Origin of the sequence: Streptomyces sp. 8K308 (genome assembly GCF_004348315.1) — a bacterium.
GTDB lineage: Bacteria > Actinomycetota > Actinomycetes > Streptomycetales > Streptomycetaceae > Streptomyces.
On the sequence record NZ_SMKC01000279.1, the window covers coordinates 1 to 9,530 of the forward strand.

Below are 9,530 nucleotides of genomic sequence, written 5' to 3' on the forward strand. Positions count from 1 at the left end.
GGTGAGGGCTGGGTGGAGAAAAGAGTGAGGCTCCCGGTAGATGGGTTGTCGACCAAGATCAACCTGTCCGCCCGGAGCTTCACGTGCTTGTCCAACCGGTACGTCACCGAAGCGGTCGATGTACTCGCGGCCCTCGCCCCGGACATGACCGCGACGGTCTACGCGGCGGCCGCCAAGGCATTCGTGGTCCTGGACGGGACGCTGCTGCCGATCGACCGGATCGCCGCCGACCGGCCGTACTGCTCCGGCAAGCACCATCGGCACGGCGTGAATGTCCGAAGCCGGCGACAGGCGACGACGAGCTTCCGAACAGTAAGAACAACGCTATGTCACGGTGTCACCTCCTGCTCTGCTGGGCGCACGGAAAAAGGCTCACTGATGACCGCCGCACGAGACGCGTTCCCCACCACACGGCCAATGATCAACGATCAGGAACTCGACGCCTCACCGCCAACCATGCACGAACTCGTTAGACGTCCGGCCAGGGCGAACCAGCAACCATGTCTTCCCACGTCAGCATACGCACCGAAGGCACGCGCTGCCGCACGAGCTCGCCGGGAAACGTGGTCGGCTCGCCCTTAGCCGGATTGGCGAGAACCTGCTGGACGATGGCGTCGGCAAGACGCTCCTCGACCTCGAGCCGAGGGAATTGCGCGTGCACCTCGTCGGCGAATCCCTCCGGCAAGTCCTCAGCACCCCAACCGATCACATCGAGCGAAGTACCCCTTTGCATGAGCGCCACCTCCAGCCCTTTGCGACTGGCGATTCCCAGGGACGTGTGCAACGCGATCGCGTCCCACACCACCCGCGTCCGCTCTTCCTCGACGCCCTGCTCACGCAGAAACCGCACGGCCAAATCGGCCCCGTCGACCTCAAAACGCTGGTTTCCGTTGCCCTCGTCGGTCAACCCGACATCGTGCAGAACACACGCCAGGAACAGCAACTCGTCGTCGTAGTCGTCACCCGCCTTCAACCCCTTCTCGGCAGCCACGGCACTGCCGAACAGATAGGCGCGAACACTGTGATTGAACAGGAACGGCGCCTCGATCCGCTCAGCGAACTCCCGGGCGCTAGTCGCGATCTCGGTGGCAGGGAGAGACAACTCGATTCCGGGCATGACATGCTGACCTTTCTCTACGGGGTAGACACATGAGACCGCCGCTCACGAAGGGCCCGTCCTGCCGCATGTTTGCCCACAGGCTGCTGAAACATGGACTCTGGGCGGATACCCCTCGTTCGCCTCCGCATAGGCTGCCCGGTTTCAACTTCCCCAGCGTGACGCAGCAATCATCTGGTTTTCGAGGTGCGTGAGCTCGTTGACGCTCCGCAGCCGCGCGAGCTCCGCAGGAAGGGTCATCATTGGCCCCTTTTCCGGGCGGACGGCGACCTGATCGCCGATCGCGCCCAACAGCCCACGCACCGCAGACCGCCGCGGGTAGGCGTCGTGGATCAGTTGTGCCTCTGCATCGGAGATGAACTCGCTGCCCCTTGCGGTGATATCGATGACGGTGCCACCGTGGAGCAACGCGCACAAAGTGCCGCACCGCTCGGCGATTCCGAACGATGTGTGCAGGGCAATGGCCCGCCAGACCATGTCGACCGCTCCGGTTTCGAAGCCGCGGGCAGCCACGAACTTCGCGGCCAGATCGGCACCGTCGACTTCGAACCGCTGGCTGCCGTTTCCCTCGTCGGTCAGCCCGAGATCGTGCAGCACACACGTCAGAAACAAAAGCTCCGTGTCATAGTCCACCCCCGGCCGCATCCCGCGGTGCCGGGCTAGCAGCCGCGCGAACAGGAAACTGCGAATGCTGTGATTGACCAACCATTCTGGCTCGGTCCGCCTGATCCAGTTGAGCGCTTCGCGCGCCGCGGCACTGTCCGGCAGAGCAAGCGGATTGTCATCGACCATCGTGGTGCTTTCGTCCATACGCCCATCATGGGACCAGCTGGCGACCCAGCCAAGTGGCCCCAATGCCAGATCGCGATAGATTCCTGCCAAGGCCATCCGGTCGCTTGCGCCCGTTATGTACACCCATGGCGCTCCGTCAGGACTCGGCCGACCGTTGGGCAGCGTGCTGGCGAGGGAGATGGCGAACTTCTCGATGTTCATGGCCTTTCCGGGCCTCTTCGACGAAGTGACCGAGGAATGTCCGGGTTCGAGGCAGGGGCTGAGGAGTAAGTGCGCCCTCAGCGAACGGAGAGCCTCCGCAATTTCGAAACGTGCGCGGTGGGCGTCGAACAGCGATGGCACGGAGGCCGGGCGTACTAATTTCGATGATGAGGTGGCCGGGGCCAATCATGCCCCGTCGTACGAGGATTGCGCCACGAGCTCACGCGCTTGGAGAACCAGATGACTGCTGCGTCACGTTGGGAAAGTCGAAACCGGGCACCCTACGCGGAGGCGAATGTTCTGCGATAGTCAGCGGGTGAGGTGCCGACCAGCCGGCGGAAGTGCGTACGAAGGTTAGCGGTCGTGCCGATGCCACATCGGTCGGCGATCTGCTCGATGCTGAGATCGCCGCGTTCGAGAAGCTCGCGAGCGAGATCGATGCGCGCGGCGAGCAGCCACTGCAGGGCCGACATGCCGGTCTCGGCGACGAACCGGCGTGCAAGGGTGCGTTCGGAAACTCCCGCGTGCCGGGCGAGGTCGGCGACGGTGAGCGGACGCTGGAGTCGGCTGAGCGCCCAGGCCCGCGTGGCGGCCAACGAAATGCCGCGCTCCGGCGGAACAATCCGCTGGATGAACTGTGACTGGCCACCGCTGCGGTGTGGTGCGGCGATGATGTCTCGGGCAAGGTCGTTAGCGATGCGGGACCCGAGATCAGTGCGAACGATGTGCAGGCACAGGTCGATACCCGCCGCGACACCGGCGGAGGTCAGGACGGTGCCCTCGTCGACGTAGAGGACGTCACGGTTGACCAGCACCTGCGGATACTCCTCAGCGAGGCGGTCGGCATGGCGCCAATGAGTCGTGGCCTGCCGGCCGTCCAGGACTCCGGCCGCGGCCAACGCGAAGGCCCCGGTGCAGATCGACACGATCCGCTTGCCCCGGTCGTGCGCCCTGGCCAGCAGGCTGAGCACCTCCTGTGTCGGTCGCGACTGCAGCGCATAGCCGGGCACGATGATTGTATCCGCGCGGCGGGCCACGGTCAGCCCGCCGTCCACGCGCACGGTGAAGCCCGTCGCCGTCGTCACCTCGCCCGGGTTCTCCGCGCACAACGTCATGCGATAGGGCGTTGACGGCCGCTGCGCGAACACCAACGTCGGGATACCCAGGTCGAAGGGAACGACGCGGTGGAGGGCGAGGACGGCGACACGGTGAACGGCCATGGCGAGATTCTATCGATTGAAGGCATCCAGTCAGTCGGCCCCCATGCCTCGATGCACCGGTGTGGTCAGCGGGTGATGTGAGGGCTGGAACGTAGAACACCCTCGTGGCCTGCGATGATGGGCTTGTCGAAGGTTTCGTCACGCGCGGTCAGCGAGGCGTCTCATACGTGAAACCGCTTTGCCGGTCTCTGCCCGCTTCGATGAGTCGAATCTGTCGCAGACGCAGGTCTGTTACCGGTGGTGCGCGTGGCGGAGCGGGCGGGCTGTCACAGATGGCCGACCAGGCGATGCGGATCGCCGGAGCGGACAGCAGCGGTGGGGGAACCCGGCAGCCAGGGTGATGTCGCTGGTGGCGGTGATGTATGCCGGGCGGACTGCCTCGAGGACGCCGACCGGCTACGGCGCGGCGCCATGCCGATCCTGTTCGACAGGATCCGGGCCTCGATGTTCGTCGGGTGCGTTTCTGCGCTCCTCACGCGCGGCCACGCTCTGCAGCTCCAGGCGATGCAACGGAAGTTCCTCGGTCGGCTCGTTTCCAGCGCCCCGCTGTTACCGGGGGCCCACGAGGTGGCCTTCGTCGATGTCGACTCCACTCACAAGCGGGTCTACGGGCGGGGCAAGCAAGGTGTTCAGGTCGGCCGGTTCGAGGGGATACGCATTCTGCGCCCGCTGCTGGCCACTGTCTGCACCCCAATCACACGGCCGGCCATCACGGCGTGAGGCTACGCCACGGCAAGGCGACCGACTCCTGCGGCGCCGAGCGGTTCGTCACCGAGGCCCTGGCCAGCGCCCGCGAGGCCGGCTGCACCGGCATCCACGTGCTGCGCGCGGACAGCAAGTTCTATACCGTCGACGTGATCGCCACCTGCGGCCGGGCCGCGCCCACTTCTTGATCGCACCGGCATGACCCCCTCCATCAAACGCGCGATCGCCGCGACGAGGACGCGTGGCACCCCATCGACTGCCCCCGGCGCAGTGGTGGCCCCGGACACCGGCAGCTGATCTCCGATGCCGAGGTCGCCGAGACACCGGCCTACACCGCGTTCACCGGCCGGAAGAAGGCGAACAGGTCACCGCCATCTGATCTTCGGCGGTACCTGGCCAAATCCGCCACCGTTGGAGAGCAGAGCGAGCTGTTTCCCGTCTGTCGCTCCCACCCCTTCTTCACCGACAGCACTTCGAGACCTTTCAGGCCGAACGGCAGCATCCGTACCGCCGACACACACCAAGCGTCGGATCATCAAAGTCCGCGTTACCCGGCGGTGGAGACCGGCACGCATCGCGCACCTGCTCAAGCTGGTTCCCTCCACCGTGCTCACCCGCTACCGGCTCGCCCGCCTGGCACACCTGGATCGGGCCTGCGGCCGCGTCATCCGCCGCTGCGAACGTGACCGGCCCGGCGAACTGGCACATGTGGACATCAAGAAACTCGGCAACATCCCCGACGGCGGCGGGCACAAGGTCCTGGGCCGCCGCCGGGCTGGCCGCGAGACCCGGTCGAACGTCGGCTACAGCTACCCGCATCCCACCGTCGACGACCACCCCCGCCTGGCCCACAGCGAGATCCGCACCGACGAGAAGAAGGAGACCGCCGCCGGTTTTGGACCCGCGCCCAGGCGTTCTCCACCAGCGTCGGAATCAGCGTCGGAATCAGCGTCGAGCGGTCTTGACCGACAACGGCTCCTGCCCCAAGTCCCGCGTGTGGCGCTACACCCTGACCGCGGTCGGGATCACACACAATCGCACCCGCGCCTACCGGCCTCAGACCAACGTCAAGGTCGAACGCTTCAACCGCACCCTGCTCGATGAGTGGGCCTACGCCCGCCCTCACTGATCAGAACAGGACCGACGCGACGCCTTCCCCAACCGGGTTGCACACTGACAATCACCACCACGGACACACCGCGCTGGGCGGCCAACCACCCGCCAGCCGCGTCCGCAACCTCACAGGGCAATACAGCTGGGGCAACTACAGTAGTGTCCTGGGTTGGAAGTTTCTCGGCAGTTGCTGGTGCGGGGAGGATGCCGAGTCCGAAGCCGTTGCCGCTGGAACTGTCTGACCAGGAGCGCCGGGTGCTGCGGGGTTGGTCGCGGCAACGGACTGCGGCTTCGTCGCTGGTGTTGCGGTCGAGGATCGTGCTGGCGTGCGCGGATGGCAGGACGAACTCGCAGGTCGCGGAGATGTTGGGCGTCTCGCGGGAGACGGTGCGCACGTGGCGGTCCCGGATCGTGGCGGACCGGCTGGAAGGGCTGACCGACCAGCCGCGCTCGGAGGCGCCGCGGAAGATCAGTGACGAGCGGGGCGAGGCGGCGATCGCCAAGTCCCTTGACCAAGCACCGCCGAAGGGCGACACGCGCTGGTCGACGCGGTCGATGGCCCGGCTTCGGGGATGTCGCAGTCGGCCGTCTCACGGACCTGGCGGGCCTGCGGACTCAAGCCCCACATCGTGCGGACCTGGAAGCCGTCCACCGACCCGCGGTTCGTGGACCAGGTGCGCGACGTGGTCGGCATCTACCTCTCCCCGCCTGAGAACGCCCTGGCGCTGGCGGCGGATGAGAAGTCGCGGACACAGGCGCTGGACCGGACCCAACCGGTCCTGCCGCTGGCGCCCACCACCCGGCGCGGATGACGCACGACTACATCCGCCACGGCACCACCAGTCTGTTCGCCGCCTTGGACATCGCATCCGGCTCGGTCATCGCCCAGCACTACCGCCGCCACCCGCGTCAGGAGTTCCTACCCCGGCACCTGGACCTCCACCTGATCCCGGACAACCACGCCACCCACGAGACGGAGGCGGTCGAGAAGTGGCTGCTGTGCCACCCCTGCTTCCACCTCCACTTCACCCCCACCTCCGCCTCCTGGCTAACCTGGTCGAGCGCTGGTTCGCCGAGCTGACCACCCGCAAACTCCGCCGCTCCCCCACCACGGCGTCATCGAACTCGAACGCGACATCCGCGGCTGGATCAACGAGTGGAAGGCCCCAAGCCCTTCATGGGAACCAAGACCGCCGACGAGATCCTGGAATCCCTCGCCGCCTGCTGCACACAAACTAACGACTCAGAACACTAGAGCTAACAGTGCCAAACCCGACCTCAACGCATCAGGGGATCACTTCAGAACTGCACCGGTGAATGGAGGCTGAGCGGGGAACCTCAGCTCGAGAGTCGGGAGAGCTGCCCACGATGGGCCGACATGTCAACCGAAGGTCGACCGGTAACGGGAGGGGCTCGTCATCGTCTGCGCCATGAAATGGACGCGGAGCGACTCTACGGACCCGAAACCGCACGCGTGGGCGATGTCCGCGATGGTGCGGTCGGTGGTCTCGAGGAACTCGCGCGCGCGCGACACGCGTTGGCGGGCCACCCACTCCATGACGGAGACGCCGAAGGTGGAACGGAACCGCCGGCTCAGCGTGCGGACGCTTACATGTGCTTGGGCTGCCACGCGTTCGACCGTTAGCTGCTCGCCAAGATGGTCAAGGATCCAGTCAGTGGTTTGGCTCAGCTCGCTTCGTCGTTCGGGCCGTTCAGAGCTGTACTGCGCCTGTCCTCCTTCTCGGTGCGGAGGACTGACGAGGTAGCGGGCGAGAGTGTTGGCGACGTACTGTCCGTGGTCCGTCCGGAGCACGTGCAGACACAGGTCGGTGCCGGCGAGGACTCCCGCCGAGGTCACGATCTGACCTTCATCGATGTACAGCTCGCGGTCGACGACTGTGACTCGCGGGTAGCGTGCGCGCAGCTCCGGTGCCCACTGCCAATGGGTGGTCGCGCGCCTGCCGTCGAGCAGCCCGGTTGCGGCGACCGTGAAAGCGCCAGTGCAGATCGACAGGATACGCGCGCCCCGCTTGCTGGCGACCAGTAGGGCTTCGACCGTAGCGGGGTCCGGCGGAGCGGTCGGGTCCGAGGTTCCCGGAACAACTATCGTCTGGGCGTCTGCGAGGCGGGAGAGCGGCTGGACGTTGCCCACCTGAAGTAGGTCGCCCACTGCCGTTCCAGGGCCGACGAGGTCGAGCCTATACGGCGTCTTGAGTCCGCCGAGCGATTCACTTACGTACGCGGGCCAGGGACCGAACACTTGGAGAGGGATCACCAGATCTAGCGGCACGACGCCTGGCTGAACAAGCACCGCGAGTGGGTGCGCCTCACCTGTGGCCGGATTCTTGGGAAGGGTGACCATTTGGCCATTGTAGAGGAGCGCCGGGCGACACTAACGTCAGGAGAAGTACCGCCCCTAGAACCGCGATTGAGGATCTGATGCACATCGTCGTTGAGATCTGGACCCCGAAGCCCGCCTTCCTCGACACGCCCCCCGACATCCGCGAGCAGATCGTCGGCAGCGTGCAGGAAGGTGTCAGCCAGATGGCGGCCGTCGGGATCACCACTCTTGGGTGGGGACGTATCGCCCCCACCGAAGACCATCCGTCCGGTCACGACTGGTTCGCTGTATGGCAGATCCCGACGGCCGAACTGGTCGACACCTTCTTCGCCGGGATAACGGAGTCCGGATGGTACGAGTGGTTCGACCAGATCAACGTCTCAGGACAACTGGAGACGGTCGAGGACGTGCTCAAGAGCCACCTGTCGCTTCGCGCAGAGGGCCGCTGAGTGGGTACCTCGCACGCCCCTGCCAGCCTCGGTTCGCTGCCAGCGGCGATCGGTGACTGGCCGCGCACCCGCGCCACCGTCGCCGCCGTCGAGTTCATCGAAGCACACGAGCCCACCTACTTGGTGAATCACAGCATTCGGAGTTACTTCTATGCCGTTCGCCTGGCTGGGCTCGCCGGGCTCAGCAAGTCCGACTATGACGACGAGATTCTCTTCCTCGCCGCCGTGCTGCATGACGTCGGCCTGACCGAGGTAGCCAACGGCACTCAGAGGTTTGAGGTGGACGGCGCCGACGCTGCTGCCGAATTCGTGATGCGGCATGGTCTGCCAAAGGCTGCCGCCGAGGTCGTCTGGGATGCTGTCGCTTTCCACACCACGGCGGGCATTCCCCACCGCAAGCGGCCCGAGATTGCTTACACCCACTTCGGCACCTTCGCCGACATCTTCGAGTTCGGAGCCGAGGAACTCCACGACATTTTTCGCGACGACGTTTTCCTCGCGGCAGTACATGACCGCTACCCGCGGCTGGACGTGCGCACGTGCCTCACCCGCGCGGTGGCCGACCAGATCCGGGCAAGGCCCGCCAAGTTCGTACCCTGGTCTTTCCCCGCCGCCGCCGTCCACCTCGCCTACCCCGAGATGCCCGTGCCAGACCCCGGAGCAATCGTTGCCAGCAGACGCTGGGCCGAGTGAACGCTCCCACGCGGCGCCCAGCGGCAGTTCCTGCGGGCATGCTGCTGCCTCCCGGCTTGCCGTACCGGACGGACGTCTCGGCGAGCAGGTTGTCGAGGTAGGTGTCCATGTGGGTGCCGTCCGCGGCCACGGCGGTGCCATCGCCCCGCGCCTGCGAGATGTCCAGGCGGGCGCGCGCGTTGACTAGGTCGGCGATGGCCTCGTTCAGCAGCACGATGGAGAAGTGCCGGTTCACCGTGTACGACAGCTCGTGCCCGCCCACCCCGGGGATGTGGCGGGCGGCCCCGTACGGGCCCATGTTGCCCTTCACGAAGGTGGTGATGACGTAGCGGCCGAACGGGTCGTCAACTTCGGCTCTTTGCCGGAGGCCGGGCCGAAGCGGCGGCACACTCCTCCAGTGCGCGGTCCTCGACAGAATCCGATCAGCGTGCGCTCAGGCATCCGCGCCTTGATCTCCTGCTCCAACCTCTTCGCCGAGGGCGTGAACCCTCCGCGCGGTGCGGCTTCGGCGACGGGATGCCCGGCTCCGGGTCGACGACCAGGCCGTCGTTGTCCGGATATCCGGCGTCCGCCGCCGCGGCGGCACTGCGGAGCTTGTCCTCTAGGTCCAATGCCAGTGACTTAAGGGTCGATTCGCGCGTCTGACCTGCGGGAACGTCGCCCTACGGCGCTCTCGAGAGCAAGTCACCGGTATTGCCTCTAGGTCCTGTCCTGTCGATCTTGTCGGATCAGCCCGCGGCGTCAGACGCGGTGCTCCCCCAGACTTCGTCCGGCTGGGGGCGCCCCCACCCAGGCCGCCAAGCCTGGGCGAGTCGCGGGCCCGGCAAGATCGACAGGACAGGGCCTAGCTGTATGGGCCCGGAGCGTTGTTGACGCGGCTGATGGGTGGTTGGCCTGTG

The 9,530-nt window shown here is 66.1% G+C and carries 8 protein-coding genes and 3 pseudogenes; 7 read left to right on the forward strand and 4 right to left on the reverse strand.

Annotated features, from left to right (window positions below):
- Nucleotides 1–90: 90 nt before the first annotated feature.
- Nucleotides 91–279: pseudogene (locus tag E1265_RS27990) on the forward strand (IS5/IS1182 family transposase); the annotation flags it as partial.
- 190 nt (nucleotides 280–469) lie between these two features.
- Here E1265_RS27990 and E1265_RS27995 read toward each other — a convergent pair.
- From E1265_RS27995 to E1265_RS28005, 3 genes are all read right to left on the reverse strand, one after another.
- The gene (locus E1265_RS27995) at nucleotides 470–1,117 is read right to left on the reverse strand and encodes an HD domain-containing protein (protein ID WP_132933782.1); all 648 of its coding nucleotides are present in this window, start codon (nucleotides 1,115–1,117) and stop codon (nucleotides 470–472) included.
- A gap of 144 nt (nucleotides 1,118–1,261) precedes the next feature.
- Nucleotides 1,262–2,110 carry an HD domain-containing protein gene (locus E1265_RS28000; RefSeq protein WP_243741163.1) on the reverse strand — a complete coding sequence of 283 codons (849 nt, stop codon included), beginning with the start codon at nucleotides 2,108–2,110 and terminating at the stop codon, nucleotides 1,262–1,264.
- Nucleotides 2,111–2,391: 281 nt separating this feature from the next.
- Entirely contained in the window at nucleotides 2,392–3,330 is a 939-nt protein-coding gene (locus E1265_RS28005; RefSeq protein ID WP_132933783.1) for a helix-turn-helix domain-containing protein, read from the reverse strand.
- A gap of 411 nt (nucleotides 3,331–3,741) precedes the next feature.
- Here E1265_RS28005 and E1265_RS28010 point away from each other — a divergent pair, with 411 nt between their 5' ends.
- From E1265_RS28010 to E1265_RS28020, 4 genes and pseudogenes are all read left to right on the forward strand, one after another.
- Nucleotides 3,742–4,050 carry a hypothetical protein gene (locus tag E1265_RS28010; protein WP_132933784.1) on the forward strand — a complete coding sequence of 103 codons (309 nt, stop codon included), beginning with the start codon at nucleotides 3,742–3,744 and terminating at the stop codon, nucleotides 4,048–4,050.
- Nucleotides 4,047–4,223, forward strand: coding sequence for a hypothetical protein (locus E1265_RS37345; RefSeq protein WP_165953912.1), 177 nt, complete (start codon nucleotides 4,047–4,049; stop codon nucleotides 4,221–4,223). The genes E1265_RS28010 and E1265_RS37345 overlap by 4 nt, the downstream gene beginning before the upstream one ends.
- Before the next feature lie 322 nt (nucleotides 4,224–4,545).
- Nucleotides 4,546–5,291 (forward strand): annotated as a pseudogene (locus E1265_RS28015) (integrase core domain-containing protein); the annotation flags it as partial.
- A gap of 61 nt (nucleotides 5,292–5,352) precedes the next feature.
- Nucleotides 5,353–6,403, forward strand: a pseudogene (locus E1265_RS28020) (IS630 family transposase).
- 126 nt (nucleotides 6,404–6,529) lie between these two features.
- Here the strand turns inward: E1265_RS28020 and E1265_RS28025 are convergent.
- A complete protein-coding gene (locus E1265_RS28025; protein ID WP_132933785.1) occupies nucleotides 6,530–7,510 on the reverse strand; it encodes a helix-turn-helix domain-containing protein in 981 nt (326 codons plus the stop codon).
- Between the two features lie 77 nt (nucleotides 7,511–7,587).
- Between E1265_RS28025 and E1265_RS28030 the strand changes: the two genes are divergently transcribed.
- Both E1265_RS28030 and E1265_RS28035 read left to right on the forward strand, forming a co-directional pair.
- Complete coding sequence (locus tag E1265_RS28030; RefSeq protein ID WP_132933786.1) at nucleotides 7,588–7,938, forward strand: DUF6616 family protein; 351 nt, start codon at nucleotides 7,588–7,590, stop codon at nucleotides 7,936–7,938.
- Complete coding sequence (locus E1265_RS28035) at nucleotides 7,939–8,631, forward strand: HD domain-containing protein (protein ID WP_132933787.1); 693 nt, start codon at nucleotides 7,939–7,941, stop codon at nucleotides 8,629–8,631.
- The last annotated feature ends 899 nt before the right edge of the window (nucleotides 8,632–9,530 follow it).